Source organism: Thermoplasmata archaeon, from assembly GCA_035632695.1.
In the GTDB taxonomy this organism is placed as follows: Archaea; Thermoplasmatota; Thermoplasmata; order RBG-16-68-12; family RBG-16-68-12; genus RBG-16-68-12.
Window position 1 is genome coordinate 1 of record DASQGG010000173.1, and the last position, 26,118, is coordinate 26,118.

The window sequence follows — 26,118 nt, forward strand, 5'->3', positions numbered from 1 at the left end:
ATCCCCCGGTGAGCTGCAATTTCCTCCCTTCCATGTCCGTTCGCCCGGTGTTCTTCATGGACTATAGAGCTTAAAGACTTGGCACTATAGTCTATATAGGACTCCGTCCGACACTCGTTGACAGTCGAGACTCCGTTGGGAAGCGACATAGAGGATGGGTCGACTCGGTGGCCTCCGGAGACATCGAACTAATGAGCGCGACAGACAGCCAATCTCCGGAAAAGGAAGAGATCATCCAGCACCCGAAGAGCCGGCGTGGCCTCATCCTCGGGGTCGTGGCGGTGGTGGTCGTCGTAGCGCTCGTGGGAGGAGGACTCGCGACGAACTGGTTCGGACTCGGATCGTCCGGGACCCAGGCGATTACTCTCCTGGGAGCGGGATCGACGTTCGCCTATCCGATCATCACCCTTTGGGCCGCCCAGTACAAGAACGCGACGGGAGTTCAGGTGAACTACAACGGCATCGGCAGCGGCGGCGGGATCAACGGGATTGAGCAGAAGACGCTCGACTTCGGCGGCACCGACGCGCCCCTCAACGGCACGGCGCATGGCCAGTACCCGTCTCTCCTGACGATTCCCGAGAGCTTGGGCGCCATCACGGTCGCCTACAACCTCCCGGGTGTGCCGATCCATGTGAACCTCACGGGGCCTGTTGTGGCGCAGATTTTCATGGGCAACATCACGAACTGGAACGACACCGCCATCAAGTCCCTCAACCCGGGCGTATCCTTCCCGGATGCGACGATCATCCCGGTCCACCGCTCCGACTCGAGCGGCACCACGTTCGCGTTCTCCGACTATCTGTCCCACATCAGCACCACGTTCAAGCAGATCTACGGCACGAGCAAGACCATCAACTGGCCGAAGTCCGAGCTGGCAGGGAACGGGAACCAAGGCGTCGCCAACACGGTTCAGCAGACCAAGAACGCCGTCGGGTATGTCGAACTCGCGTACGCCCTCCAGATCGGCATGTCGTACGCCAAGATCATGAACCACGACGGGAACAACTACGTCCTGCCGACGCTGCAGACGACGCAGGCCGACGCCGCGAACGCCTCGGCTACGTTGCCCGCGGGAAACGGCGATTGGTCCCACGTCACCATCGTGAACGCCCCCGGGAGCAACAGCTACCCCATCTGCACCTTTACCTACCTACTCGTGTATCTGGAACTCAACGTGTACCCGTCGGGTCAGGGGTCCGGGCAGATGAACCAGGCCAAGGCTCAGGCGCTCGTGGCGTTCCTGTGGTGGGCGATTCACTCGGGACAGCCGTACGCCAAGCAGCTATCCTACGTTCCGTTGCCCACGACTGTGGTCACGAACGACGAGACGACGATCCGGTCGATGACCTTCAACGGTGCGGCGCTCCAGACGGGCGCGTGAGGCGCGGTACCTAGGATGGCATTCGGACTCAAGCTCCCCTTCGGGAAGCGTCGGCCTTCCCCCGGCGCCTCCCTAGGGGACGCCTTCTTTCATTGGGGCACAGGAGCCTCGGCCGTCATCCTCCTCACCTTTCTCGGCCTGATCGTCGCCGTGATGATCGGCGTCTCCCGGGACACGCTCGGCCAGTACGGATTCGGCTTCCTAGGCGGGACCAACTGGGACCCGGGGCATAATGTCTACGGTGCTCTCCCGTTCATCTTCGGTACCCTGGCCACGTCCGCCATCGCGCTCGTTCTTGGCGTTCCGATTAGTCTCGGCATCGCGATCTTTGCGTCCGAAATCGCGCCCCCCTTCATCCGGACGCCGTTGACCTACCTCGTGGAGCTCCTCGCTGCGATCCCTTCCGTCGTCTACGGGCTCTGGGGGATCTACGTGCTGGTGCCGCTGATGGCGGACACCGTCGAGCCTTGGCTGAAGTCGAATCTGGGATCTCTGCCCCTCTTCCAGGGTCCGGCCTACGGATACGGCCTGCTGACCGCAGGCATCATCCTGGCCATCATGATCATTCCGACCGTTTCCGCGGTCACCCGCGAATCCCTTCTCGCCGTGCCTCAGAGCCAGCGGGAAGCGGCGCTGAGCCTCGGGGCGACACGGTGGGAGACCACTCGGCTGGCGGTCCTGAAGTACGCGCGTTCGGGGTTCTTCGGCGCTGTGATGCTCGGGTTCGCGAGGGCGTTCGGCGAGACCATGGCGGTCACCATGGTCATCGGGAACAGCAACTCGATTCCCTCCTCCCTCTTCGCCCCCGCGCAGACCCTCGCCAGCCTCATCGCGAACAACGCGCGGGAAGCGCTGGGGCTCGAGCTGAGTGCGGTCTTGGAGATTGCGCTCGTCCTCCTGGCGCTGGACCTGGTCATCAATATCTTCGCGCGCATCATGATTTGGCGGTTCCTTGGAGCGCGCCAGGGGGTCGCCTGATGCGGTTCGATCGGGACACGCGTCGCCGGTGGAAGAACTGGTCCATGGTCGGTGTTTCGCTCCTTTGCGTGGCCGCAGCACTCGTCCCTCTAGGGAGCATCCTGTTCGAGGTGATCGTTCGCGGCGCGGGCGCCATCACCCCATCCTTCCTCACCGCGACCCAACCGAGCTGCGTACCCTACGGCACGATCACTTGCCCACCCGCTGGGGTGGGCAATGCGCTCGAGGGAACCGTGATTCTCCTCGCGTTGTCCTCGGCGATTGCAATCCCCGTGGGGGTCCTCACGGGCGTGTACCTTTCCGAGTTCGGCCGCGGCCGATTCGGAACGGCAGTCCGCTTCTTTGCCGATGTCATGACCGGGCTGCCATCCATCGTCATGGGCGTCTTCGTGTTCAGCCTCTTCGAACTTGCCCTGCCGCAGTTCGTATACAGCACGATTGCCGGGGCTCTGGCCCTTTCTCTCATCATGATGCCGTTCGTGGCGATCGCGGCCATGGAAGCACTCGTCCTGGTCCCCGCCTCCGTGCGGGAGGCGGGCCTCGCTCTCGGGATTCCCCGGTTCCGCGTCTCCCTCCGTGTCGTCGCCAGCGCGGCGCGGGACGGCATCCTCACCGGAATTCTCTTGGCCCTCGGCCGAATCGGCGGTGAGACCGCTCCCCTGATCCTGACCTCGTTCGGCAACCCGGGCTACTTCCAGGGTCTCGGGTCGCCTGTGCAGACACTGACCCTGAACGTCTATACGCTCAGCTCGTATCCGTACCCGACGTGGATCACGATGGCATGGGGCTCGGCCTTGGTGCTCGTCTTGCTCATGCTCGGACTCAGCATCGTTGCAAGGTGGCTCCTTCGCCCCCGCTTCCGGGAGAGGAGGATTGGGGCGTGACCACGAAGATGCAGGCGCTGCAGGTCAGCGCCTGGTACGGTCAGAAGGAGGCCATCCACGACATCAACCTCGAGTTTGCCGAGCATGAGGCGACCGCGATCATCGGGCCGTCCGGTTGCGGAAAATCCACGTTGATTCGCTGCTTGAACCGGATGCATGAGACCGTCCCGAAGGCGCGGATTGAGGGTGAGGTCCTCCTCGATGGGAAGAATATCTACGATCAGGATCCGGTTGCAGTTCGCCGGAGGGTCGGCATGGTCTTCCAGAGGGCAAATCCGTTTCCCACGATGTCCGTGTACGACAACGTCGCGGCGGGACTGCGGCTCAACGGAACGCGGGACCGTCGGGCGCTCGATCGAGCCGTGAAGGGCAGCCTGGTGAAGGCCGCCCTCTGGGACGAGGTGAAGGAGTCGCTCGGGAAGCCCGGCGTCGGGCTTTCGGGTGGCCAGCAACAGCGGCTCTGCATCGCCCGTGCCCTGGCCGTCGAGCCCGAGGTGCTCCTCATGGACGAGCCGTGCTCCGCCCTGGACCCCATCGCGACTGCGAAGATCGAGGATCTCATCTTCGACCTGAAGAAGGAGTACACGGTGGTCATCGTGACCCACAACATGCAGCAGGCTGCCCGGGTGGCGGACTCGACCGCATTCCTGTACCTCGGCAAGCTCATCGAATTCGGGGGAACGCGGGAGCTGTTCGAGCGTCCGCACGAGGAGCTCACGGAGAAGTACATCACAGGGAGGTTCGGTTGATGCCTGAGAAGGCGGAACGCAAGGCCTTGGCCAGGGGGCTCGCGCAGCTCGACGAGAACATGGCGACGTTGGCGGAGCTGAGCGAGCTGTCGATCCGGAAGGCAATGGACGGACTCTCTCGTGGGGATGCGAGCGTGGCGGAGGAGGTGTTCACGCTGGACCAGGAGGTGTACGGCCTCCAGGAAGAGATCGAGAGAACGTGCGTGGACCTGATTGCCCTTCATGCGCCCGTGGCGAGGGACCTTCGGGCCATCACGACCTCGCTGAAGATCACCACGGACCTCGACCGCATCGCTCGCTACTCGAAGGACATCGCAGAGATCACACTGTCGTTCCGGGGCCAAGTCCCACCCGGGCTCAAGGATCTCGTCAAGATTCCCGAGATGGCGGAGGACACGATCCGCATGGTTGAGCTCACCGTCGACGCCTATCTCAAGCGCAACGCGGACCCGGTCCGGAACATCACGGAGGTCGATGACACCGTGGATCGCCTCCATGACGAGATTCTCGCCGAGATCGTCCAGGCGATGAAGTCGGGACGTCTTGACCCGGAGATTGGCGCGCGGTACATTCTCATCAACCGCTACCTGGAGCGGATTGCAGACCATGCGGTGAACATCGGACTGCGGGTGGTGTACATGGTCACGGGGGAGTGGCCGCCGCGTGTCCGGGCGGCCGACCGTGCCAAGCGCTCCTCGGGATGAGTGCATCGCGCGGAGCGACATCTATAGAGCCAATATAGAATCCGGCGGCCATCTATATAGACCGCTTCCGTCCTCCATCCGGCCGATGGAAGCGAACATTGAAACCCGAACGTGGGACGACTTCGAGGCTTGGAAGCTCGTCCGCGGTGCCAACGAAGAGACGCACCAAGTTGAATTCGCCCTGAAGTGATTCGCGCGATCCAATCGCGCGGCCTTTTGCCGTTTTTGGATTCCTGCCGGGCGCACGTGCCGGATCCTTGGTCCTGGGTTCGGCCGACCCGCGTTCCAGTTTTACGTATTCTGCATACCCATAGTCCATACGCGTTCCGCTCGCCTTTGCCGTCGAAGGGAGAGAAATGCCTGCCGTCGGTGAAGCGTCCCTCAACCCGCCTGTGACGGACGGGTCGTGTGTGGCGTGCGGAGGAACCCTGCAACGGATTGACGAATACGCGTTGGACATCGCGGGCCAGGAGGTCCTGTTCTACGCGGACCGCTGCCAATCCTGCGGGAACGAATTCGTGAACGCGCCCAAGATCCTGCGACCCGATTCGGAGATGATCCGGGAGTTCCAACCCGACAAGTCACTGCTCGGCTCGTACTACCGAGTCCTGAACCTCTCGAGCCGCGACCGCGAGTTCCGCCAGCACCCCGGGTATCGCGTCGCCGGCACGCTCCTGTGGTACCTGCTCGAGGAGGACATGGCCGACGTCGTGTTCCTGGCGCACCAGAGCGTGACCGAGGAACCGGTCATGGCGTTCACGAAGAAGGACCTGTACCGTGCCTGGCAGCTCCGTATGGGCGCCGGGCGGGCGGTCGTGACGGGAAGCGGGCTCCGCGCGAACCTCCTCACGCTCACGCAGCTCAAGCGCTTCACGGAGGCGGACCGCGGTCTTCACCCGCGGATCGCCGTGATGGGTCGTCCGTGCCAGATCTACACGGTGCGCAAGTTGCTGTGGGATCAGTTCGCACCCGGATACGAACTCGCGTTCGGCACGGGGACCTTCTGCTACGGCAACTTCTCGCCCGGCGCCTGGGGAGGCCAGAAGCTCCGCGAAATCCTCGGGTTCGATCCCGGAGACATCCGCCAAGTCGGCTACGTCGGCGAGGAGCTCGAGTTCACGCCGTCGGAGGGCGAGTCCAAGAAGGTCAGTCAGGACGAGGTCGCCGGCCTGGTGAATGCGAACTGCCTCCAGTGCTACGACTTCACCGCGCGGTTCAGCGACGTCAGCGTGGGCCATGTGGGCAACGAGGAGCTCTTCGAGGCGGTCATCGTGCGCACGGAGAAGGGCGGCGTGGTCGTGGACCAGGCGATGCGGGACGGCTTCCTGGCGCCATCGGCTCAGCTCTACGGCAAGGTCGACGTCACAGAAGAGGAGCAGCGCACGCTGTCCTACCTCAACGCCATGGTGGGGATCAAGAAGGAACTCACCGGCAAGCTCCGGTGAACCCGCTCCCGCTGAACGCCCGACCGATGCACATGGGCCGGCCTAGTGCGAGTGCGCGTGGGCGTGCTCGTGGTGGCCTTCCTGCGCGTCCGGGGCCGCCTCGCCCTTCTTGTTGAAGCTCTGCCCGCAACCGCAGGTGGACCAGTTGTTCGGGTTGCTGACCATGAATCCGCTGCCCGCGACGCTCTCCACGTAGTCGATGCTCGATCCGTCGAGATACTCGCGGCTGTTCGGATCCACGACGACCTTGACGCCGCTGGCTTGGACGATCTCGTCGCCCTCATGGACCTTGTCGTCCAACGCCAGGCCGTAGCGGAAGCCGGAGCATCCGCCGCCCGCCACGTACATACGAAGGTAGGTGTCCTCCGCGGTGCCGTTCTTCTTGATCAGTTCCTGGAGCTTCCCAACCGCGTTCTCGGACAGAGTGACCTGGAACATCGCTTCACCTCGCCAGGGAGTCATACAACCATGGGCCCGTTATTTAACACTTTGTTGCCCGTTTGCGCGACATGGACGGGATTCGGTCAGCCTAAGTCCTTGCCCATGTAGTGCCGCTCGTAGGAGAAGCCCAGCTCCTCGTAGATATGACGGGCACGGGCGTTGGGGTCCGCCACCTCGAGCTTGATCTTGTGGTACCCTTTGGATCGGGCCCAGTCTGCGGCCCACGCCACGAGGTGCTTCCCGATCCCCTTTCCGCGTTGCTCCGGCGACACCCAGACGTCGAAGATGAAGCCGTGGGGCTCCGGCGTGAGCCACCCGCTCTCGCCGAGGAGGAGGTAGCCGAGGAACGCCCCTCCGGGATCCTCGGCGACCCAGGTCTCGGTCCGGCCGCCCTCGACGTAGGGCATGAGTTTGCGGCGGAAATCCTTCTCCCACACCTCCCGGTTCAGTCGCGTACGCTCGTCCGCGGGCAGGTCGTCCCAGACCGTTTGCAGGGTCGCCGCCCAGATCGTCTTCACGTCGGCCCGACGGCCCCGGCGCATCCGGATATCCACAGGTTCCCCGCGCCGTGGAAAGCCCCCAGGCTCGATGAAGGTGTCGCCCTCCCGGGAAGGTTTTCGCCGACCAGCCTTTATATCTCGCGTCCCCGTACCGAGGTCCGTGCTCCCCTCGCGCTGCCTTCGGTGCGGCGCCGTGAGTCGCGAACCCCTCTGCGCGTCCTGCATCGACTTCCTCGTCGCCTACCGTCCGTTCTGGCTCGATCCGGCCCTTCTTCCCGGACCTTCCCTCCTCGACCTGCTCGCCCCGCGCGAGGTCGCGATCCTCGCGGCGGAGGGCGACACGATCGAGTGGAGGTCGGTCCCTCGCGAGCCGGGAACCGCGGACGCGGTGCGGCTCATCGAGCTCCTGGATCTGCGCTCGAACCCGAACCCCGTCGTGAGCGCCGGGGACGCGGAGATACTCCACGCCTTCCTCGCGGAAGGCCGGCGCTCCCCTCCCTCGGACGTCGGAATCCGGGCGGCCCTCGCCGACCTGTACCGGTACCTGGGTTCGCGCGAGTGGGTGCCGGCCCATCTCGCTCAGGAGTACGGGGTCCGCGCGAAGGCCCTGAGTCCGTCGGTGACGTCGGCGGCGGAGGCCATTCCCGCTTCGGTCAGTCGAGCGGTCGAACTGGCTCCGGAGGAACTCGAGGAGACGCCTGCTGCAGTTCCCCAGGAAGCGTCGGAGCCCGAGGCACCCTCTGGGGAAGCACCACTCGAAGCGCCTGAGCCGGTCCCGGAGGCCGAGAGACCGCCCCAAAAGCCGTCACAAGCTGGCGAGACGCCACCCGAGGCCCGCGCGGAAGCAGAGGCACCGGGTCCCGCTCCCGGCCCGGAGCCCGTGCCCGCGCCTGAGCCTCCTCTTCCGCTTCCTGAGCCCGAACCCCAGCCCGCCCCCGAACCCGAGCCGGAGCCCGAACCGGAACCGGAGCCCGAGGAGCCTCAGGCAACGCCTGCTCCATCCGTTTCACTGCCTCCCCCGCCTCCGCCGGCTCCCGAGCCTGCCGAGGTCATGAAGACCCTCACCACGGAGCTCGCTGGGATGAAGGAGGAGCTCCGGGGGGAGATCCGCGGAGAGATTGCCAAGGAGCGTGATCGCATCGACGAATGGATTCGCGAACGCTCGGGCGAGGTCGAATCCAAGGAGAAGGCTCTCCGGGAGAAGGAGCAATCCGTGGCGGAAGCTGCGAAGGCGGTCGCCGAGGAGAAGCGCTCCGTCACGGAGCGCCTCCAAGCCCTCGAGAAGGACGAGAAGCGCCTGGCCGTGCTCCAGGCACTGGGCACGATTCCCGGGATGACGGAGGACGTCGCCCAGGTCCTTGTCGCCGCGTTCCTCGACCTCGACTCGCTCCGGTCGGCGGATGCCAGGGCCCTCGAGCAGTGCCAGGGGGTCACGCCCGGCCTGGCCAAGGCGATCCGCTTCGAGCTCGTCCCCGGCGAGGTGGAGGAGGAGACTCGGGCCATCGATCTGCGGGAGGAGGCGCAGACCTTCCTCGAGGAGGGGGACTACCGCGCGGCCCTGCAGTGCTACGACCGCCTCTTGGCGGAGCATCCCGACGACAAGGTGTTCTGGTTCGACAAGGCCGAAGTCCACGTCTTGCTCGACGAGACGGAGGACGCACTCCAGTGCTACACGCGCGTCTTGGACCTGGACCGTCGCAACCGCCAGGCGTGGTTCGAGCGGGCGAACCTCCTGTTCGGGATGGGCCGCCTCGCGGACGCCGTGGACGCGCTTCGGGAGGCCCTCCGGATTGAGCCGCGGAGATCCGACGACATTGTCCTCAAGGCGGAGCAGCTCCGGCGCGACGGGCACGCGAACGAGGCCGCAATCCTATACCAGGCCGTCCTGGACCTGGACCCGGAGAACCCCAAGGCCATTCTGGGGCTCGGAGACACGTTCCTGAGTCTCGGCGATATCGCGGCCGCGGAAGGGCTGTTCGCACGCGCCCTGGGGAAGGAAGGCAAGGATCCGGAGATCCTCTTCCGCAAGGGCGAGCTGCTCCGGCGCAAGGGCCGCTGGGGCGCGGCGGTACAGTTCTACAACCGCGCCTTGGCCCTCAAATGGGATCTGTTCGACGCCTGGCTCGCGAAGGGACAGGTCCTGCTCGCCCACGAGCGCCCCCAGGAAGCCCTCGAGTGCTTCGATAAGGTCCTCTCCTTCCAGCCCGAACGGGAGGAGGCGCTCTCCGGGAAGCGGGATGCCGAGGGCCTGCTCCGCCCGCTCCATGCGCCTTCGCGTAAGCCGTCCCGCGCCGAGCCCGCGCGGGCCGAACCCGCGGAGGCCCACGAGCCCGAAGAGGCTCCCGGGGTTTCCGAGGAGGAGGAGATCAAGGCGGCCTCCTTCGCGGAGGAGCTTCGTCGCGCCGGGCGCGAGGTCCAGGACGAAGAGGAGCGCGGGCCCGAAATCTCGGCGGACTTCAAGGCGTTCGTGGAATCCGTGGAGCCGGAGCGGGAGGAGACCCACGTCCTGCTCCAGCTCGCCGAGCTCGCCCTGGAGGCGGGCGATCCCGACATGGCCCTTCTCCGCTACGAGGAGGCCGTGGAGCAGGATCCGAAGAGCGCGAAGGCGTGGACGGGACAGGGGACGGCCCTCCAGCAACTGGAGCGGTACGAGGAGGCGCTCGCCGCCTACGACCGTGCACTCGCGTTGGATCCGCAGGACGAGATCGCGCGCCGGTGGCGGGAGACCTGCCTCCGACACGTCCGGCGAGGCGGTCCGGGATGAGCACGGGCCGCGAGGCGGTCGGGGAGCGGTTCCTGCCGAGCGTGGACCGGCTCGAGGCCGCGGTCCATGCGGGTCGGAAGGCCCTGGATGGCGCCCGCTACGACGACGCCCTCCGCCAGTTCAACGAGGCGCTGCGGCTCAAACCCGAATACGATGTGGCGTGGCTCCTGCGAGGCCACGCGCTCCGCCGAATGGGGGACTTCGACGGTGCGCTCCAGAGTTTCGCGCAAGCGATCCGCTACAACCCAGAGTCCGAGGAGGGGTGGATGGGACTCGCCGCCTCCCTCCACGAGCTCCGTCGGTACCGGGAGGAGGCGGAGGCGTACGACCAGCTCACGAAGCTCCGTCCCCGCCTCGTGGAGGCGTGGCTGAACAAGGGCGCGGCCCTCCATGACCTCAAGGACTACGACGGTGCGATCGCCTGTTACGACAAGGTCCTCTCCCTGCGGCCCGAGCACGCGCCCGCGTGGAACAACAAGGGCGCGGCCCTGCTTCGGCTCGGCGAGGAGGCCCGCGCGGCCGACTGCTTCCGGGAGGCCCTCCACTTCAATCCCGATTTCTTCGACGCCATGGTGAACCGCCTCTTCCTCTCCCAGAGGCAGGGCCACCACGGCGACGTGGCCTTCTGGGCGGACCGCGCCCTCCGGATCCGGGACGTCGCGTGGCTCTGGTACGCCAAGGGGCTCGCCCATCTCGGTCTCCTCGAGTCGACGATGGCCCTGAAGGCCTTCGAACGCGCGCTCGAGCTCGACCCCACCCTCAAGGAAGCCCGAGCTGGCGTGCGGCGGGCCCGGGAGCTGCGGGGGAAGGTGGACTTCTACCGCGGCGTGTACGAGTGCTTCGGCACGCACGCGGACGGCGACCCGGGTTGCGGGGACTGCGAGATCGTCGCGAAATGCCGCGAGGTGACCCGATGAGCCTCCCGTCCCTCGCCGAGGTCGAGCACGCGGACTGGTCCGCCCTCGAACGGATCTGCGCGGAGCTAGGCCTGAACCCGAAGGGTCGGAGCGAGGTCGTGCGAATGCGGGTCCTCGACCACGTGCGTCGGCGCGTGCGTCCCGAGGCGTGGCGACCCGGGGTCCAGCATCAAGCCGCCCTCCTGACGCGGCTCGGCCACCCCGATGCCGCTATCCGACTGTGGGAGTCCACCCTCCACCTCGATGAGCCTTCCCCGTGGGTGGGCCTCGGATCCGCTCACTTGGGCGCGGGTGACCTCACAGAAGCGGCCAAGGACTTCGATCGCGCGATCCAGATGGGGGACGCGGCCGCGGACCTCCACCGGGCAGAATCCCTCGCCGCCTCGGGCAACTGCGAAGGCGCGGTCCGCGCCTGCGACGCCTACCTGGCCTCCCGGCCGCAAGACCTCCGGGGTCTCCTCCTGAAATCCGTCTTCCTGGCGCGCGGGGGCTGGACGGACGAGGCGGCTACCGTCCTGCGCGATGCGTTCGAGGCGTACCCTCATCTCGCAGAATTGTGGCGCGGCCTCGGCACCCTCTTGCTCAAGGGACGCCGGTTCGAGGCGGCCGCGGAGGCGTACCGCGAAGCCCTCCGAGTCCGCCCGCGGGACCAGGCGAGCTGGATTGACCGGGGTTCGGCGCTCCTCCTGGGAGGGCGCACGCGGGAGGCGATCGGCGTCTTCCGCGGGGTGCTCGAACAGGATCCCCGGCAGGCCATCGCCCTGAACAACCTTGGGGTGGCCTACCTTCGGGCCGACCAGACCAAGTCCGCCGCGGTGAACCTCGAACGCGCGGCGAAGCACATGGAGACGCCGCAGATTCTGCTGAACGTTGCGAAAGTCCAGGAGGCCACGGACCAGCGGTCGGCCGCTTTGGACTCCTACACACGGCTCCTCGCCCTGAAGCCGCGGGATCCGGAGGCCACGGCGGCCCGCAAGCGCCTCCAACCTCCCAGGCCGCGGCGCCGCGCACCCCGCAGGTCCCCGCGGGCCCAGCGTCGCAAGGGGCCTCGCAGGCGGAAGAAGACGGTTCGAACCCGGAGGAAGCGGATTCCTGCGCGAGGCCGGCGTCGCTCGGCCCAGACGGCTCGCCCCGGAGTGCGAAAGGGGAAGAGACGTCCGACCGGGCACACGCCGCGGGTACGCGGATCACACCGCCGGTGAGCCCGGAGGCGCACAACCCTCAAGTCCGCCTATCCGTATCGCGCCCGCGTGCCCCTTCGACCCGCGACGCAGGCCGGCGTCTACACGGACGGCTCGTGGCTCTTCACGCGGAACCTCGTGCCCGGGACGACCGTCTACGGCGAGGGGCTCGTGAAGGACGGCGGGGTCGAGTACCGCAAGTGGGATGCGACCCGCAGCAAGCTCGCCGCCTACCTGAAGCGCGGCGGCCGGGAGTGGCCCTTCACGCCCTCAGCGTCCGTCCTTTACCTAGGCGCGGGGAGCGGAACCACGGTGAGCCACATCTCGGACCTCTGCCCTGAGGGGAACATCGTGGCCGTCGAGATCTCCCCTCGGGTCTTCCGCGATCTTGTGTCCGTCGCGGAGATTCGCCCAAACTTGGCGCCCGTCCTGGGAGATGCGGCCCGCCCCGCGACGTACGCCGGCCATGCCGGGACGGTGGACGTCCTGTACCAGGATGTGGCCCAGCGGGACCAGGTGGAGATCTTCGTACGCAACGCGAAGTTCCTGAGGTCGGAGGGCGTGGGGTTTCTCATGCTCAAGGCGCGCTCGGTCGACGTGGCCGCGCGGCCCCCGGACGTGTACGCACGGGCCGCGGGTGCTCTCCGGAAGGCCGGGCTCCAGATTCTGGACACGCGCCCCCTGGATCCTTTCCAGGAGGACCACTGCGCGCTGGTCGTTCGCAAGCGCTAACCTCATACGCGGCGTGCTGCGTGAGGGGATTGTGCCTGCCCAGACGCGGTCGGCGTACCGGCGCTTCGCCGCCTACTACGATTTCATCTACCACGATCTCGTGAACTACGACGGCGATGTGGATTTCCTGGAGGCCGTCTTCCGTCGGACGATGCGCTCTCCTCCGCGCGCCCTCCTCGACCTCGGATGCGGCACGGGCAACCACGACCTCCCTCTGGCTCGGCGCGGGTACGAGGTCACGGGCCTGGATTTGTCCCAGGCCCAGCTTGCCATCGCCCGCCGCAAGGCCAGGAACGCCCGGCTCCCAGTGCGGTTCGTGCACGGTGACATGCGCACGTTCCGCCTGGGCCGCACCTTCGACGCCGCGGTGTGCATGTTTGTGGCCATCGGATACCTCACACGCTCCATGGACTTCGTGCGCTGCTTGCGCTCCCTGCGCCGCCACCTCAACCCCGGTGCCGTCTTCGTCTTCGAGTTCTGGCACACTCCCGCGGCGCGGCCGCGGGATGATTGGTTCCACAAGGCGGGCCCCGAGTATGAACTCATCCGCCTCGGCGAGGGCCGGTACGACGTGCATCGGCACCTGGTCTCGGTCGCGTATCACTTCTTTGTCTTCCGGTCTAGGAAGATCCTGGATCGGTTCGACGAGGACCACGTCCTCCGAACGTACACGATTCCGGAGATGCGGGCGCTACTCCGTCGGTGCGGCTTCGATCTGGTCGGGGCCTACGCGGCGACGAACGTTCAGAAGGGCTTCCGACGCCCTGCGCGGGACACGTTCCGTATCATGGCCGTTGCGCGCGCGCGTGCGCCCAAGCAATCTTAAATACCGGCACGCGGTATGCGGCCTTCCCTCCGAGGAAATCCGATGGCACGCCTCCATGCCCGACGCAAGGGCAAGAGCGGTTCGACGCGTCCTTTCCTGAAGGCCAACCCAGAATGGGTGGCCATGGAAAAGGCGGAGATCGAGGAGATGATCCTCCAGCTCCACCAAGAAGGGCTCACGACGGCGGCCATCGGAGTCCGCCTGCGGGACGCGTACGGCGTGCCGAACGTCCGCCTGGCGACGGGCAAGAGCGTCACCCAGATCCTCAAGGAGAAGAACATCAAGTTCGCCATGCCCGAGGACCTCGCGAGCCTGATCAGGCGCGCCGCCTCCCTCCAGCCCCACTTCCAGGAGCACAAGAAGGACCTGAGCAATCAGCGAGGACTGCACCTCATCGAGTCGAAGATCCGGCGCCTCTCGAAGTACTACAAGGAGGAGGGCGTCCTCCCCGCGGACTGGGACTACTCAGCGAAGCTCGCGGAGCTCCAAGTGAAGTAGGTGCGGCGATGGGCAAGCGCCTGGAGGACCTGGCGCCTCAAGGCCTGCTCGACCGCGTCCGTGCCGCCGGCGGGCAGGTGGACCGCGTCTCGCGCGTGCGGATCCTCTGCCACTACGATCCGGACGGGACGACGTCCGCGGCCATCCTCGCGCGCGCGTTGATGCGCCGCGGGAAACGCGTGCACGCGACGATGTCCCACGCTTTGGACGCGGCGACCGTGGAGCGCGTCAAGGCGGAGCCCAGCGAGCTCCTCATCGTGAGCGACATGGGATCCGCCCAGCTCGATCTCCTCGAGGCCCTCCCGTTCCCCGTGATTGTCCTGGACCACCACAAGCCGCTCCGAGACTCCGAGCGCGTGGTCCACGTCAACCCGCATCTCTTCGGGGTCGACGGGGCTCGGGAGATGTGCGGCGCAACGACGACGTGGCTGTTCACCTTGGCACTCGACGATGCGAACTGGGACCTGGCCGGGATCGCCGCCGCGGGCGCCATCGGGGACAAGCAGGACGTGGGCGGCTTCATCGGGGTCAATGCTGCGCTCTTCGGAGAGGCGGCGGAGCGGAAGATCTTGGTTCCGGAGCGTCGGATCGCCCTCCGCGACCGTCCGGTCGCGCAGGCCCTCGCCCTTTCCATCTCGCCCTACTTCCGGGGAATGGGCGGTCGCACGGAAGCCGCCGAGGCGTTCCTCCGGTCCGCGGGAATTGACCCCGCCGCGGCCCTGCGCCAGCTCGACGCCGCCCAGCGGCGCCGCTTGACCTCCGTGCTCATTACCCGCCTCCTGGAGCAGGGAGCCGCGCCCGAGGCGCTTGAGGTCCTCGTAGAGGACCGCTACTGGATCGAGCCGGACCAGATTTACGCCCAGGATCTCGAGGCCTATGTGAACAGCTGCGACCGCCTCGAGCAGATGGGGCTCGGGATGGCGGTATGCCTCGGGGATCGAGAGGCCTTGGCGAGGGCAGAGTCTCTCCTCGATCTGTACACCTCCAAAGTGCTCGAGTACCTCCGCAAGCTGGAGACGGAGGGTCTGTTCGCGAAGAAGTACATCCAGTTCTTCTACTGCGAGGAGCCGAGCCTTGCGGGGTCCGTGGCGGGCGCCGGGATCCAGTTTTTCTTCGAGCAGTCGAAGCCCGTCCTTGGCCTCTCCGTCCTGGATAGGCAGACGAAAGTGTCCGCGCGGGCGACGCGCAGCATGATCGCGAGGGGCGTGGACCTCGCGGCAGCCTTGCGCGAGGCGGCGGAATCCATTGGCGGGGACGGCGGAGGGCACAGCATCGCCTCGGGGGCTACGATCCCGAAGGGCAAGGAGGAGAAGTTCCTCACCCTGGTCGACGACATCGTGGGCCGGCAGCTTTCTCGTAGCTAGTACCGCGGGCCGCCGAGCAGGCTGCGGTTCATGTCGAACGTGTCGAGGCTATCCCGCAGTTCCGGCTCTTCGATGCCCTCCATGAATCGCTCGAGCCGCGCGAACTCCACAGGCTCGAAGCACTCCGGGTTCACGGGGAAGAGCATCGTCGCTCGGCGAGGCATCACGTATTCGTTCAGGTGTTCGACGAAGAACAAGGTCTTGGCGAAGCCGATATGGGCCATGATGAATTCGATGCCGTCCAGGAGGATCAGGCTGCCAGACGGATGCTCGTCGATGAAGCTCTCGATGGCGCTCGCAAGGCTCCCAACCGCCGTGGGGTCGAAGTGATCGTCCCCCGGGCTCTGGGAGATCCACCACACCGGCACGCGGAGCAGTCCGTATTTCGTCCGGACCCGGTCCGGATAGATGCGGCTGACACACAGTCCGGGAATCCCTTCGTCGGCAAGATGCTGGAAGAGCCGGTAGGCCGACTCGACGGACTTGCCTCTGGCCAGGTAGCATGCCCCCTCCTCGACATGGAAGGGCGCCCCTAACCCGTTCTGTCGGACGTCATCGGCTTGCAGCATTCATCCCAATCAAGAATATAACGGGCTTATTCTTCAGCCTTGGCAGCCAATTATCACTCTCAGGCAACAGGTTCAACAAATGTTCGTACAAAACTGAGCACGATGACAGAACCGGATACGATGGTGGACGTTGTGCTATCATGGGCTAGGGGCTGCAACGTCCTCAGTACGTGTCGAGGAGCTTGCTGACCTCGCGCGTCTCGAGATCCGTCTTCAGGGCGGGGGACTCGAGGACCTTGATGTTCCGCTCGAGGAGCGCGAGCTCTTTCTCCTCCAGGGTCTCCGGGCTCACCGGCAGCAGAAGGATCGCGCGGTGCTGCATGATGAACTCGTTCACATGCTCCACGAACATGAGCGTCTGGAGGAAGCCGTTGTTGATGATCAGGAACTCGAGCCCGTCCAGGAGGATCACGCCCTCGCCGCCGTTGTCCTCGATGAACTTCTGGAGGACCTTGGCGAGCGTCCCGATGGCCGTCGGGTTGTGGAAGTCCTCACCGGGGGTGTGGCTTAACCAGAGGATCCGGACGTCCGTCAGGCCCCGTTCGCGCCGCACCCGCTCCGGGTACTGCCGCGTGACCACGAGGCCCGGCAGCTTCTGTTCCAGGAGCACCTCGAGGAGTCGGTAGCTCACGTCGGGCTTCTTCTCCTTGACGAGGTAGCAGACGCCTTTCTCGATGTCCATAGGTAGCCCAGTTCTTACGAAATCGTCCTCGGACCCGTATTCGTGGTCCTCTGCGTGCACCCATCCCATGCTTTACTCAAAATCGGTCATCGCCTCTTTAAACCTCTTTCCAGATTATCAGCTAGGATCTTGGACGGGATCTCGGGCAGGGAGATCAGGGTCGTCTTGCCCACGACGCCCTCGCCGCTGAGCTTCGTGTCGATCAGGCCGAGCGCGTCGAGGTCTCCGACGTACTTCCAGAATTGCGTATGGGCGCGGCGCTGCTCCCCGTACTCCTCGCACACGAGTCTGTACGCCTCCTCGGCCTCGCCCATCGTGATGTACGCCTTCCGCCGGATTCTCCGCGCGATGGCGAGCAGGACGACCTTCTTGGGCGTGTCCAGGAGCGCGAGTCGCTCCTCGAGGCCCGTGGGATGGACCTGCGCCTTGGCGCCGCGGACGTGCTCCGCGGACAGGGCCTCGGCCCCCTCCTCGTCCGCGAGCATGCCCGCCTTGTCCAGGAGCTCGATCGCGTACCGCGCGTCTCCGAGCTCCGAGGCGATGTCCGCGATCAGCTTGACGAGGTCGCCCTCCACGGTGCCGGGATGCATCGCGAGCCGCACGCGGTCCGACACGATGTCGCCGAGCTCCTGCATCCCGTACCTGGGGAATTCGACCACGTTGGACCGTCGGAACGTGCTCAGCGCCGCGGGGTCCATGTAGTCCAGCGCGTTCGACCGCTGGGAGATCAACATCATGGAGATGTTGCCCTTCGCGGAGCTGCTCTCCTCGGCGATTCGCGCGAAGGAGTAGATGAGGTCGGCGCCGCTCTTCTTCAAGAGGGCGTCCACCTCGTCCAGGATCACGATGAAATGGAGTCTGTTCTTCTCGAGGTGCCGCCGCAGGGTCTCCAGCTTCTCGGAGATGGAGAAGCCCCGATCTGGGAAGTGCGCGTCGAAGTGGCGGACCAAGGTGAGCAGAACCGCGTCGTCGCCCAGGTTCTTGCGGCAGTTCACGGGCATGTAGTCGAGCGCGCGCCCCTTCTGGTCCGCATACTTCTTGAAGTCCATGCAGAACCGCTTCGCGCTGTGCGTCTTTCCCGTCCCCACGGGACCGTAGAGGAAGGCGTTGCTCGAGATGCCCGCGTCCACGATGGGCCGGAAGTAGCTGAATAGGCGCTGCATCTGGGGCTCGCGGTGCAGCATCTTCTCCGGGACGTAGTCGAAGGAGAGCTTGGCCTGGTCCTTGAACACGGAGGGCCCCGCCCGGAACGACACGGACGCTCCATCGCGGCTCCGTTCAATAAAGTCTTTGCCCACCGGTTCGGAGGCCAAAGCCCATGTGGGAGCGCGCCCATCTGACCGCGTGGCGGATCGGTTTTTCTGTTTCGCTTGCGGCCGCGATCACCGCACGGACTCCGCGGTCGGCGAGGGCCATCGCCGGTTCGGCATCGAGGGCGGGCATGAGGCGGGCGGCATCTTCGACGACCTCCGGGAATTCTACCTCCAGACGAAGGGTATTCAGGCGGCCCTACGAATCCTCGGGTTCGAGACGGTCACGATCCATCCGCCCCGCTTCGGGCGCGGGTGGCCGACCCGCGAGGCCGTCGAGCGGGCGTTCCGGGAGCGCGCAAAGCAGTTCCATCCCGACCATGGCGGCGATCCGCACGAGTTCCGCAAGGTCCAATGGGCCGTCGAAGTCCTCCGGCGCTACCGGCCCGCGGACGCGTGAGGTCTCCCCGCAACGTTTATCGCGCGGGGGGCGGTTCGACGCGCGGACGGGGTCGATGCCCTCCGACTCGGATGCGGAACTCCTCCGCGGGCTGCGCTGGCGGGAGCTGCGGAATCTCGCGGACCGGCACGGCGTCCTCGTGCGCGGCCTCCGGTCCAAATTCGAGGTGGCCGACGCCCTCCTGGCGAGTCCTTCCGCGGAGGCCATCCGGGCCGAAATCGCCGCTCGGGGAGGGACGGGCTCGGCCGCCAGCCAGACGGGGGAGCGGCTCGCGGCAACGCGGGACGCCATCCGAGAGGCCGCGAACCTCGGAGCCGCCGTGGGGGCGGCCGAGGATGCCTGGAAGGCCGCCGCGCAGGCGGTCGAGGAGGGAAACCTCGCGCCTGCCGAGGAGGACCTGGCCCGCGCATCTCGGCTTGCCGCCGAGGCGCGCGAGCGCCGAATCAAGGAGATCGAGGCCGCCCTCTCGACCGTCGCGGACCACATCGGAGCCGCCCAGAAGGTCGGGGCCGACGTGGCGGACGCGGAGGACCTTCGGCTGCGCGCCGCGGATGCGGTCTCCTCTCAGGAATACGTCCAGGCGGGGGAGCTCATCCGGCAGGCGGAACGTCTCGCCATCCAGGCCCAGTTGCGCCAGATCAACCGCGCCATCCAGCTCCGGGAGGACCAGATCGAGCGGGCCCGCGCGATCATCGCCGGATGCGAGCCCCTCCTTCAGGAGGCCGAGTCCTACGATCTCAGCGTGGCCGACGTCCGGACGCTGCTGCGTCAATCGCGCGACGTCCTCGCGAAAGGGGACTACCTCGCGGGCCTGACCTTCGCCCACAACGCCGAGGAGGCCGCGTACCGACTCTCGTCCCACGTCGAGGAGGAACGGACGCGTCGCGGGATCGCGCGCCCCGCCCCGGGGCTCTGCGGCGCCTGCGGCTCCGGCCATCTCCTGTTCTTCGAGGACGGGTGGGGCCGCTGCTCGGACTGCGACGTGGAGTTCCGATGGCGGGGTGCCCTGGGGCTCCGAGAGCGGCTCAGAGGACTCCTTGGTGTCTAGGCTGGCCCACCTGGCGGAAGAAGCCGCGGAGGACGTCGCCCCGCGTCACGATCCCGACGAGGCGGTCGTCCTGCACCACGGGGATCCGGTGGATCTTGTGCTGGACCATGAGGCGGATCGCACGTTCCACGGAATCGTCCGGGGTGACCGCGTGGACGTCCTTGGTCATGATGTCCTTGACGAGGCGGTTCTCGACCTCCTTGAACGCCGCGAGCGCCTCCCGCTCCTTGATGATCTCGACGAACGAGATGCCGAAGGTGATCTCCGGGGGCATGAGCATCCGCAGTTCCTTGTGCTGCGTCTTGAGGGCCTCGAGGATGTCCGCCTCGCTCAGCATGCCGATGATCCGCCCCTGCGCATCCACGACGGGACAGCCGCCGACGCTCTCGTCGGCGAGGGTGATGGCGGCCTCACGGAGGGTGGCCGTGGGCTGGAGCGTGATGGGCTCCTGGGACATCACGTCTCGGATTTTGAGGGCCATGGCGGCGCGATGGGAGTCCCCGCCTATCTATCCTCCTCCATACCTTTTTACCAAGCCCTCGGAATCCCCGCGCGATGCGACGCTCGAACGTCCTCCGCCGCAAGGTGGAGGACATCGACCTCTCACGCGCGGCGACCGTCGAGGGCCTCGTGGCCCAGATGGAGGCGGCGGGGGGCTTCACCGCGAAGAAGATCGCGACCGGGGTCGACATCCTGCGGACCATGTTCGCGCGCCGCGACTGCCGCACCTTCCTCTCGTTCCCCGCGGCCCTCATGGCGACGGGGGTCCGCGGCGTCCTCCGCCTGCTCGTGGAGAAGCGTCTCGTGGACGTGGTCATCACCACCTGCGGGACGGCGGACCACGATCTGGCCCGCGTCTGGCAACCGTACTACCACGGCGAGTTCGAGATGGACGATGTCGCCCTGCACCGTCAGGGCGTGAACCGGCTGGGCAACGTCCTGATCCCGAACGAATCGTACGGGATCGTCCTGGAACGCAAGCTCCGGCCCATGCTCCAGGACCTGCACGACGCGGGGAGGCGGAACCTCTCCACGAAGGACCTGCTCTGGGAGTTCGGCCGCCGGACGGAATCGCGCGAATCGCTGCTCTGGTGGGCGTGGAAGAACCAGGTGCCCGTCTACGTGCCCGCGCCCTTCGACGGGTCCGTGGGCTACCAGCTCTGGTCGTTCTGGCAGGAGCACAAGGACTTCCGGCTCGACCTGTTTCGGGACGAGCAGGACCTCATGGATCTGGTCTTCACCGCGAAGGAGTCAGGCGCCCTGATGATCGGCGGAGGCGTTTCCAAGCACCACACGATCTGGTGGAACCAGTTCCGCGGCGGGCTCGACTACGCGGTCTACATCACGACGGCGCCGGAGTGGGACGGAAGCCTGAGCGGGGCGCGCGTGCGCGAGGGGATCTCCTGGGGCAAGGTCAAGGAGGATGCGCGGCAGATCACGATCGAGGGCGACGCCTCGGCGATCCTTCCGCTGATGATCGGGGCGGCCATCGCCCGGCGACGCCGGTGACTCGCCTCACTTGGTGAGGTAGTATCCCGCGGCCTTCTCACGGGCGCGTCGCTTCGCGTAGCCCTTGGACTCGAGCTCTTGGAGTGCGGACAGAACGAACCCTTTGGGCAGCTTGGCCATCTTCGTGATTGCGTCCGCATCCCGCATCTTGTCTTCGGAAGTCATGCCGGCCGACTTCATGACATCGTAGACCTTGTTCGCTCGGTCCGAAACGTTCTCCAGGGGCATTCGCCCGCCTCCCTAGCGTCCGCGGGAACTCGGCCCTGTATTAAATAGGCTTGCTCCCCTTTTTGTATGGATGGCTCGGGCGGGCGTCTGCAAGGATCGTCTCGCGGACGCGTTCGAGCGATTCGGCCGCGTGCCCATCGTGAAGAAGACGGAGGCGGTGCCGCGGGAGCATCCGATCTTTCGGCAGGCCGAATCCGTCCCCTGGTGGGCGTCGGGCGGGCTGCTTCACGATGGCCGCGGTCGCGTCCTGCTCCTGAAACACGTCCCCTCGAAAGGTTGGGGGGATGTGTGGCTGACGCCCGGCGGAAAGCTCGAGGGGGGCGAGACGGTCCTGGAGGGCTTCGAGCGCGAGGTGCGCGAGGAGGTGGGCCTTGGCGTGATTGGTCCCCTCCTGACGAGGATCATCCAACAGAACCTCACGGACGGCTCCCGCGTGCGCCACGGATACTTCGCGCAGTTCGTCGCTCGCGCGGCCGCCGCGGAGTGCCAGCCGGGGTCCGACGTGCTCGAGGTGCGATGGTTCGACGCATTGCCCAACACCATGGCCTTCCGCGAGGACTATGTCGAGGATTTCCGGCGTCTGGTCCAGCGCCCCTGAACCCAGCGGACGCAAATCTCTATCCTGACCGCCGAATTACCCGAGACCGGCGATGCCCCGCAGGCCGGCCCTCCTGGTCGTCGACGTGCAGAACGACTTCTGCCCCGGCGGCGCCCTCGCCGTGCCCGAGGGCGATCGAATCGTCCCCCGCGTGAATCGCCTGATCGAGCTCTTCGAGCGTCGCGATCTCCCCGTCCTCGCGACCCGGGACTGGCACCCCCGCGTCACGAGGCACTTCAAGGAGTTCGGCGGCGCGTGGCCGCCCCACTGCATCCAGGGGACGAAGGGAGCGCGGTTCCATCCGGACCTGCGCTTGCCCCGGGACGCGATCGTCCTCTCCAAGGGGATGGATCCGGAGCAGGACTCCTATTCGGGCTTCCAGGCGTACAACGGGCAGGGCCGCGACCTCGAATCCGTGATCCGCGACCTGGGCGTGGACGAGATCTTCCTCTGCGGCCTCGCCACGGACTACTGCGTCCGGGCCACGGCGCTGGACGCAACGCGCCGGGGCCTCCGAGTGCGGGTCCTGGAGGACGCCATTAAGGGCGTCGACCTCAAACCCGGAGATTCTGAGACCGCGACTCGCGAGATGCGCGGAGCGGGCGTGCCCTTCGTGGAGAGCCGCGGGGTGGCAAGGTTCCTCCCGCCAGTCTGACGGGGGATTTCGCATGCTACCTTTGGCGATCGCCTCTGTCCTTCTCCTCGGCAGTGGGGTATGGTGGACCGGCTCGATCCTTTTGGCCCTCTACTGGGAGCGTCGCTTCGAAACTCCTGGCCGCAGTTCCGAGCGACTCCGGGAACGCAAGGGGGGCCGAGACCGTGTTTCCTCCGCCGTTGGCGCGATCATGTTCAGCCTACCGTCCATCGTGACGATGGGACTTGCCCTCGACGGACTCGCTGAGACGAGGGCGATCTTCTACGCTGCCGGATGGGGCTGGGATCTCCCGCAGGCAGCGGCGCTCCAGTCGTTTGGAGCGATCTTGGTGTTCGTCGCCCTGCCACTGTTCACATGGACGACGTACCTCATCGAGAGACACGTCTATGGCAGGCTCCCGAGCGAGCGGGTCCTCATTGAACGCGGACCGTATGCGCGCATCCGGCATCCAATGCACCTGGCAGCCTTCCTCCTCGGCATCGGATGGGTCCTCCTTGCTCAGAACTTCGCCGCCCTCGTGCTTCTCTTCCTGCTCGAAGGCGTCGTCGTTGCAAGGAAGGAAGAAGCGGAGCTGATTGAAACCTACGGTGATGCTTACCGGGCCTACCAAGGACGCGCAGGATTCTTCCTCCCTCGGAAGCGGAAAGCCGCCAGGAATGAGCCGGGGTCGCCCATGCCACCGGCTTGATGCCGCGCCCGTCGGACAACCATCACAGGCCGTTTGGCCGGATCCTGGCGCGGGTGGCCAGACCCCGTCAGACTTGACGTCAAAGAACCGTGCTTTACGGTTCCGTTAACTTAAGGTGCATGGTTGGGTTCGCTTCGCAGTGTACACTTTTGCCATGAATGGGGGCTACTCTGATTCCCGTAGGGGCAAATAGAGGTTCTTCTTCAATGGCGATACCCATTGCCAAGGCCTGGCCTTGCCACGCTGTCGGTACTGCCAGCGGGTGGTGAAACCCTCAGGGGTTCGCGAAGGCGGTTCGCATCGGCTTGAGGAGGTCATCCACGGCGGTAATGCAATCCGGCTCCGTCACATGACTGGCCACCGATCGGCCATCGTGCCAGCGGACCCTATCCCAGGGTGGCCCTCAGATCAGCCACCATCTTGTCCCTGAGCGCCTGGATAGCAGCCTGGGCATGAGCGATCCTGTCGTCCAGAGGCCCCCAGTTGAGATCAAATCCCGGCGTCTCGGCGACCGGCTCGATGAGCGCGCGTAGATTGAGCACCGCCGTTAACGAATTCTGTGCGGATGTGAGGGCTGTCTCGACTCCCGGGGGAGGGTCGCATAACTTGAAGTCGGAAGTGTCGTTCTTGAACTGGTACAGGAGCTGGCTGAGTCGGTGCCTGATGGCCAGGCCGCTCTGCTGTTTTGCTTTCCGGACGAACCGTTTCAGTGCGTCCATGTCTGCTGAGCCCGCCCGTTCTGCGTCAGCGACATTCAGTGCCTTGGAATACGCATCCTCGCTGAGGAGGCCCGAGAGTGGCGAAAGAGCCGCGGTGACCTGTTCGGCCGCGGTATCTACGTCCTTCACGTGCTCCTCATTCACCTTCGACACCTGAGCCAAAGCCTTGGTGAGGTCCTCTATTTCGTGCAAGTAGCGCAGGATGCGAGCGTAGGCATCCTGCCTAACGGAGCGGAGACTCTGCCGCCTGACCGCATCAATCGCATAACGACCGCTGATCCAGCCACCAACTATTGCACCGAGGATCGCGCCGGCAAGTCCCGAAATCAGCGTGAGGGTGAGTGTATCCGCGTCGACCACGCACATGTAAACGATCGTAGAGGTAATGGATTCTTTCCTGGGTCGTCGCCCCATCCCCGTCGGTCCGGCGGATGCGGTTCCCCGCTGCGTCATGGGCATGTGTCGTGACTTCGTTCAGCGGCGTGGTTTTCGAAGGCAGGCGGTTGAAGGAGCCATAGGCAAAGCGAGTCGTGTGCCCATTGGCATCCGTCGTGGCAATGAGGTTCCCCGCCCAGTCGTACCGGTTCTATGCCGTTAGTTAGGATGGCGTTTCGGACGAAACCCCCGGCGCCCTGGTCCGGCGAAGCGACCCAGGCCCGCGCCTACGCCTGGGATAGGTTCATCTCGGTCTTGTCGATACTCCACTCAGAATCCCCAACCGGTGATGAGCGCCTCAAGCGGTTCGGAGACCGCACGGTGTAGGGTTGGGGAAGGTGGAGGGTTGGACATAGTGGACGTCTTCGGCGCCGTGGGTCAGGCAAGTCTCAGCGATCTCCTCGCATTCATCTCCATCGTCATCTCGCTCTTCGTGCTCTATTGGACCGTTCTCCGGCCCGGGAGGCTCACTTGCGAAGCCCCTCGATGCCTTGGCTACATCGTTCATCCCAACGGTGAAACCGTTATCGGCCTCACAACATTCTTCACTAACTCTGGGGCGAGGCCGGTTCATGTCGACTACCTTGATCTGAAGGTCACGGCAATCGATCAACAGCGCAAGGAGTACATCTTCTACTGCATGACGGAAGCTACCATCGAACGCTACAAGGCAGACATGAAGCTGAACCAGGAAACCCTCATGCGCCCGTTCACGCTTCAGCCAGCGAGCTCTTCGGACAAGCACCTGATTTTTGCTCCGTCCACAGGCGCCTTTCCGGGGTTCCTCCCGGGAACCTATGACCTCACCATCCGCGCGGCGTTCATCGGCAAGCGGGGGACCAGGGACCTATGCACCCGAGGGATGGTGATAAGCCACCCCCTTGAGCCGGGCACATTCAACATGGAAATCGCGCTCAGAGCATTAGATACCATCAGGCTGTAGGCGTGGGGAGACGGCTATTTCCTATCGAGTCGTCGCTCTGCGCGAAGGTCCGAATTCGCTCCCCGGCCGTTGCAATGAAAGCCTCGAGTATGGTGGCTCCAGGCTGCCACGGCAGGGTTTACTGGCTCTTCTTCTGGACGTTCACGTTGAGATGCTCAGGTAGGAAACTCGCAATCCCTGCAAGCCCCACGAATCCGGCTGCAATCAGCTTACCGATTGATACCGTGTCCCAAGCTCCGCCTGCATCGAAGGGGGAGACTCCCGCGAACGCGCTCGTCACCGCTGCCGCGGCAAATCCCACACTAACCCGCTTGAGAAACGCGAGTGCTCCCTCAGGCCGATTCGGAGTCGCCCAATAGATGACTCCGCCCACAGCTCCCCAAAAACCAGCCACGATTGTGACTACCGTTGTCAACAGTGGATCTGCCATCCCGCCACCTCCCACCTATGTCGCGATGGGTTTTCGATGGCATGAATGTACCTGGAGGGCGCTCTCCGGCGTGGGATTCAGGACTTGCTCAACCTACGAAGGAGCAAACCGCTGGGCACGTGCGCTCGGAGGTCTCGGTGGTTTCGTTAACCGACTCCGGATGGATGGTCCCCCTGACGGGGATCATGCGAAGCGGGCGCACTGCCAGTTCGTGAAGCACCTCAGGGGCCTACCGACTGCGGCTCACAGATTAGTGACCGTCGGGGGCCAAAAAGGTTTAGAGTTGTATATAGGTGATACTTAATATAGTTCGAGGGTCTACTCCGGGGCAGGGCGAGATCGATGAAGAACGCAACGCTTCAGATAGTTGGATACGGGGAGAACGCAGCGATCGTGGTGCCAAGACCGCTGCTCGAGGTATTCGGTTTCGAGCTCGGCGATCAGATTAGAATTCCGTTCGACAGGTGCGAGCGCGTACCACCCCCGAAAAAGGAATCCGTGGAGGATCTCTCGTATGATGGCACGCTCGGCGGACGGCC

Annotated in this window: 30 protein-coding genes; 21 read left to right on the forward strand and 9 right to left on the reverse strand. The window is 65.4% G+C overall.

Annotation, left to right across the window (positions count from 1 at the left end):
* Positions 1-191 precede the first annotated feature (191 nt).
* The 6 genes from pstS (at position 192) to VEY12_10950 (ending at position 6,142) form a co-directional block, all read left to right on the forward strand.
* A complete protein-coding gene (gene pstS, locus VEY12_10925; GenBank protein ID HYM40630.1) occupies positions 192-1,382 on the forward strand; it encodes a phosphate ABC transporter substrate-binding protein PstS in 1,191 nt (396 codons plus the stop codon).
* A gap of 15 nt (positions 1,383-1,397) precedes the next feature.
* A complete protein-coding gene (gene pstC / locus VEY12_10930) occupies positions 1,398-2,360 on the forward strand; it encodes a phosphate ABC transporter permease subunit PstC (GenBank protein ID HYM40631.1) in 963 nt (320 codons plus the stop codon).
* Positions 2,360-3,244, forward strand: a complete 885-nt coding sequence (pstA, locus tag VEY12_10935; protein ID HYM40632.1) for a phosphate ABC transporter permease PstA — start codon at positions 2,360-2,362, stop codon at positions 3,242-3,244. Before pstC ends, pstA begins: the two co-directional genes overlap by 1 nt.
* Positions 3,245-3,252: 8 nt before the next feature.
* A complete protein-coding gene (gene pstB, locus VEY12_10940) occupies positions 3,253-3,993 on the forward strand; it encodes a phosphate ABC transporter ATP-binding protein PstB (GenBank protein HYM40633.1) in 741 nt (246 codons plus the stop codon).
* Positions 3,993-4,697, forward strand: coding sequence for a phosphate signaling complex protein PhoU (gene phoU / locus VEY12_10945; protein HYM40634.1), 705 nt, complete (start codon positions 3,993-3,995; stop codon positions 4,695-4,697). The genes pstB and phoU overlap by 1 nt, the downstream gene beginning before the upstream one ends.
* 410 nt (positions 4,698-5,107) lie before the next feature.
* Positions 5,108-6,142 carry a Coenzyme F420 hydrogenase/dehydrogenase, beta subunit C-terminal domain gene (locus tag VEY12_10950; GenBank protein ID HYM40635.1) on the forward strand — a complete coding sequence of 345 codons (1,035 nt, stop codon included), beginning with the start codon at positions 5,108-5,110 and terminating at the stop codon, positions 6,140-6,142.
* Between the two features lie 42 nt (positions 6,143-6,184).
* On the opposite strand, the gene erpA is transcribed toward VEY12_10950, so the two are convergent.
* On the reverse strand, positions 6,185-6,580 hold the full coding sequence (gene erpA, locus VEY12_10955) for an iron-sulfur cluster insertion protein ErpA (protein ID HYM40636.1): 396 nt from the start codon (positions 6,578-6,580) through the stop codon (positions 6,185-6,187).
* 86 nt (positions 6,581-6,666) lie between these two features.
* A complete protein-coding gene (locus VEY12_10960) occupies positions 6,667-7,125 on the reverse strand; it encodes a GNAT family N-acetyltransferase (GenBank protein HYM40637.1) in 459 nt (152 codons plus the stop codon).
* A 118-nt stretch (positions 7,126-7,243) separates the two neighbouring features.
* Between VEY12_10960 and VEY12_10965 the strand changes: the two genes are divergently transcribed.
* The 7 genes from VEY12_10965 to VEY12_10995 are packed head-to-tail and all read left to right on the forward strand — an operon-like array spanning position 7,244 to position 15,365.
* Positions 7,244-9,847, forward strand: coding sequence for a tetratricopeptide repeat protein (locus VEY12_10965; protein HYM40638.1), 2,604 nt, complete (start codon positions 7,244-7,246; stop codon positions 9,845-9,847).
* Positions 9,844-10,764 (forward strand): tetratricopeptide repeat protein, encoded by a 921-nt coding sequence (locus tag VEY12_10970; protein HYM40639.1) that lies wholly within the window; start codon positions 9,844-9,846, stop codon positions 10,762-10,764. Before VEY12_10965 ends, VEY12_10970 begins: the two co-directional genes overlap by 4 nt.
* Positions 10,761-11,966 carry a tetratricopeptide repeat protein gene (locus VEY12_10975; GenBank protein HYM40640.1) on the forward strand — a complete coding sequence of 402 codons (1,206 nt, stop codon included), beginning with the start codon at positions 10,761-10,763 and terminating at the stop codon, positions 11,964-11,966. The genes VEY12_10970 and VEY12_10975 overlap by 4 nt, the downstream gene beginning before the upstream one ends.
* 48 nt (positions 11,967-12,014) lie before the next feature.
* Positions 12,015-12,677 (forward strand): fibrillarin-like rRNA/tRNA 2'-O-methyltransferase, encoded by a 663-nt coding sequence (locus VEY12_10980; GenBank protein HYM40641.1) that lies wholly within the window; start codon positions 12,015-12,017, stop codon positions 12,675-12,677.
* 31 nt (positions 12,678-12,708) lie between these two features.
* Entirely contained in the window at positions 12,709-13,503 is a 795-nt protein-coding gene (locus VEY12_10985) for a class I SAM-dependent methyltransferase (GenBank protein ID HYM40642.1), read from the forward strand.
* A gap of 42 nt (positions 13,504-13,545) precedes the next feature.
* Positions 13,546-14,001 carry a 30S ribosomal protein S15 gene (locus tag VEY12_10990; protein HYM40643.1) on the forward strand — a complete coding sequence of 152 codons (456 nt, stop codon included), beginning with the start codon at positions 13,546-13,548 and terminating at the stop codon, positions 13,999-14,001.
* Positions 14,002-14,009: 8 nt separating this feature from the next.
* On the forward strand, positions 14,010-15,365 hold the full coding sequence (locus VEY12_10995; GenBank protein ID HYM40644.1) for a DHH family phosphoesterase: 1,356 nt from the start codon (positions 14,010-14,012) through the stop codon (positions 15,363-15,365).
* On the opposite strand, the gene VEY12_11000 is transcribed toward VEY12_10995, so the two are convergent.
* The 3 genes from VEY12_11000 to VEY12_11010 form a co-directional block, all read right to left on the reverse strand.
* Entirely contained in the window at positions 15,362-15,934 is a 573-nt protein-coding gene (locus tag VEY12_11000) for a DUF835 domain-containing protein (protein ID HYM40645.1), read from the reverse strand. The genes VEY12_10995 and VEY12_11000 overlap by 4 nt on opposite strands.
* A 163-nt stretch (positions 15,935-16,097) precedes the next feature.
* Positions 16,098-16,685 carry a DUF835 domain-containing protein gene (locus VEY12_11005; protein HYM40646.1) on the reverse strand — a complete coding sequence of 196 codons (588 nt, stop codon included), beginning with the start codon at positions 16,683-16,685 and terminating at the stop codon, positions 16,098-16,100.
* A 17-nt stretch (positions 16,686-16,702) separates the two neighbouring features.
* Entirely contained in the window at positions 16,703-17,872 is a 1,170-nt protein-coding gene (locus VEY12_11010) for an AAA family ATPase (GenBank protein HYM40647.1), read from the reverse strand.
* 88 nt (positions 17,873-17,960) lie between these two features.
* On the opposite strand from VEY12_11010, the gene VEY12_11015 reads away from it, so the two are divergent.
* Complete coding sequence (locus VEY12_11015) at positions 17,961-18,326, forward strand: J domain-containing protein (protein HYM40648.1); 366 nt, start codon at positions 17,961-17,963, stop codon at positions 18,324-18,326.
* 55 nt (positions 18,327-18,381) lie between these two features.
* A complete protein-coding gene (locus VEY12_11020) occupies positions 18,382-19,374 on the forward strand; it encodes a hypothetical protein (protein HYM40649.1) in 993 nt (330 codons plus the stop codon).
* Here VEY12_11020 and VEY12_11025 read toward each other — a convergent pair.
* Positions 19,352-19,855 carry a CBS domain-containing protein gene (locus tag VEY12_11025; GenBank protein ID HYM40650.1) on the reverse strand — a complete coding sequence of 168 codons (504 nt, stop codon included), beginning with the start codon at positions 19,853-19,855 and terminating at the stop codon, positions 19,352-19,354. The genes VEY12_11020 and VEY12_11025 overlap by 23 nt on opposite strands.
* A 74-nt stretch (positions 19,856-19,929) precedes the next feature.
* On the opposite strand from VEY12_11025, the gene VEY12_11030 reads away from it, so the two are divergent.
* Positions 19,930-20,883 carry a deoxyhypusine synthase gene (locus tag VEY12_11030; protein HYM40651.1) on the forward strand — a complete coding sequence of 318 codons (954 nt, stop codon included), beginning with the start codon at positions 19,930-19,932 and terminating at the stop codon, positions 20,881-20,883.
* A 6-nt stretch (positions 20,884-20,889) separates the two neighbouring features.
* Here VEY12_11030 and VEY12_11035 read toward each other — a convergent pair whose 3' ends face one another.
* Complete coding sequence (locus tag VEY12_11035; GenBank protein ID HYM40652.1) at positions 20,890-21,111, reverse strand: transcriptional regulator; 222 nt, start codon at positions 21,109-21,111, stop codon at positions 20,890-20,892.
* Positions 21,112-21,181: 70 nt separating this feature from the next.
* Here VEY12_11035 and VEY12_11040 point away from each other — a divergent pair, with 70 nt between their 5' ends.
* From VEY12_11040 to VEY12_11050, 3 genes are all read left to right on the forward strand, one after another.
* Complete coding sequence (locus VEY12_11040; GenBank protein HYM40653.1) at positions 21,182-21,709, forward strand: NUDIX hydrolase; 528 nt, start codon at positions 21,182-21,184, stop codon at positions 21,707-21,709.
* 52 nt (positions 21,710-21,761) lie between these two features.
* A complete protein-coding gene (locus tag VEY12_11045) occupies positions 21,762-22,364 on the forward strand; it encodes a nicotinamidase (GenBank protein HYM40654.1) in 603 nt (200 codons plus the stop codon).
* A gap of 217 nt (positions 22,365-22,581) precedes the next feature.
* A complete protein-coding gene (locus VEY12_11050) occupies positions 22,582-23,052 on the forward strand; it encodes an isoprenylcysteine carboxylmethyltransferase family protein (protein ID HYM40655.1) in 471 nt (156 codons plus the stop codon).
* Between the two features lie 386 nt (positions 23,053-23,438).
* On the opposite strand, the gene VEY12_11055 is transcribed toward VEY12_11050, so the two are convergent.
* Complete coding sequence (locus VEY12_11055) at positions 23,439-24,131, reverse strand: hypothetical protein (GenBank protein ID HYM40656.1); 693 nt, start codon at positions 24,129-24,131, stop codon at positions 23,439-23,441.
* Between the two features lie 421 nt (positions 24,132-24,552).
* On the opposite strand from VEY12_11055, the gene VEY12_11060 reads away from it, so the two are divergent.
* Positions 24,553-25,149, forward strand: coding sequence for a hypothetical protein (locus VEY12_11060; GenBank protein HYM40657.1), 597 nt, complete (start codon positions 24,553-24,555; stop codon positions 25,147-25,149).
* 118 nt (positions 25,150-25,267) lie between these two features.
* Here the strand turns inward: VEY12_11060 and VEY12_11065 are convergent, their stop codons facing one another.
* Positions 25,268-25,579, reverse strand: a complete 312-nt coding sequence (locus VEY12_11065; protein ID HYM40658.1) for a hypothetical protein — start codon at positions 25,577-25,579, stop codon at positions 25,268-25,270.
* Between the two features lie 342 nt (positions 25,580-25,921).
* On the opposite strand from VEY12_11065, the gene VEY12_11070 reads away from it, so the two are divergent.
* Positions 25,922-26,118, forward strand: a 197-nt coding sequence (locus VEY12_11070; GenBank protein HYM40659.1) for a hypothetical protein, incomplete at its 3' end; no start/stop codon positions are given.

Excerpts from the sequence above, each read along its gene's own strand:
- pstS (HYM40630.1), top strand. The coding sequence starts at position 192 with ATGAGCGCGACAGACAGCCAATCTCCGGAAAAGGAAGAGATCATCCAG.
- pstC (HYM40631.1), top strand. The coding sequence starts at position 1,398 with ATGGCATTCGGACTCAAGCTCCCCTTCGGGAAGCGTCGGCCTTCCCCC.
- pstA (HYM40632.1), top strand. The coding sequence starts at position 2,360 with ATGCGGTTCGATCGGGACACGCGTCGCCGGTGGAAGAACTGGTCCATG.
- pstB (HYM40633.1), top strand. The coding sequence starts at position 3,253 with ATGCAGGCGCTGCAGGTCAGCGCCTGGTACGGTCAGAAGGAGGCCATC.
- phoU (HYM40634.1), top strand. The coding sequence starts at position 3,993 with ATGCCTGAGAAGGCGGAACGCAAGGCCTTGGCCAGGGGGCTCGCGCAG.
- erpA (HYM40636.1), bottom strand. The coding sequence starts at position 6,580 with ATGTTCCAGGTCACTCTGTCCGAGAACGCGGTTGGGAAGCTCCAGGAA.
- VEY12_10960 (HYM40637.1), bottom strand. The coding sequence starts at position 7,125 with ATGCGCCGGGGCCGTCGGGCCGACGTGAAGACGATCTGGGCGGCGACC.
- VEY12_10970 (HYM40639.1), top strand. The coding sequence starts at position 9,844 with ATGAGCACGGGCCGCGAGGCGGTCGGGGAGCGGTTCCTGCCGAGCGTG.
- VEY12_10975 (HYM40640.1), top strand. The coding sequence starts at position 10,761 with ATGAGCCTCCCGTCCCTCGCCGAGGTCGAGCACGCGGACTGGTCCGCC.
- VEY12_10990 (HYM40643.1), top strand. The coding sequence starts at position 13,546 with ATGGCACGCCTCCATGCCCGACGCAAGGGCAAGAGCGGTTCGACGCGT.
- VEY12_10995 (HYM40644.1), top strand. The coding sequence starts at position 14,010 with ATGGGCAAGCGCCTGGAGGACCTGGCGCCTCAAGGCCTGCTCGACCGC.
- VEY12_11000 (HYM40645.1), bottom strand. The coding sequence starts at position 15,934 with ATGCTGCAAGCCGATGACGTCCGACAGAACGGGTTAGGGGCGCCCTTC.
- VEY12_11005 (HYM40646.1), bottom strand. The coding sequence starts at position 16,685 with ATGGGATGGGTGCACGCAGAGGACCACGAATACGGGTCCGAGGACGAT.
- VEY12_11020 (HYM40649.1), top strand. The coding sequence starts at position 18,382 with ATGCCCTCCGACTCGGATGCGGAACTCCTCCGCGGGCTGCGCTGGCGG.
- VEY12_11025 (HYM40650.1), bottom strand. The coding sequence starts at position 19,855 with ATGGCCCTCAAAATCCGAGACGTGATGTCCCAGGAGCCCATCACGCTC.
- VEY12_11030 (HYM40651.1), top strand. The coding sequence starts at position 19,930 with ATGCGACGCTCGAACGTCCTCCGCCGCAAGGTGGAGGACATCGACCTC.
- VEY12_11035 (HYM40652.1), bottom strand. The coding sequence starts at position 21,111 with ATGCCCCTGGAGAACGTTTCGGACCGAGCGAACAAGGTCTACGATGTC.
- VEY12_11040 (HYM40653.1), top strand. The coding sequence starts at position 21,182 with ATGGCTCGGGCGGGCGTCTGCAAGGATCGTCTCGCGGACGCGTTCGAG.
- VEY12_11045 (HYM40654.1), top strand. The coding sequence starts at position 21,762 with ATGCCCCGCAGGCCGGCCCTCCTGGTCGTCGACGTGCAGAACGACTTC.
- VEY12_11050 (HYM40655.1), top strand. The coding sequence starts at position 22,582 with ATGGGACTTGCCCTCGACGGACTCGCTGAGACGAGGGCGATCTTCTAC.
- VEY12_11065 (HYM40658.1), bottom strand. The coding sequence starts at position 25,579 with ATGGCAGATCCACTGTTGACAACGGTAGTCACAATCGTGGCTGGTTTT.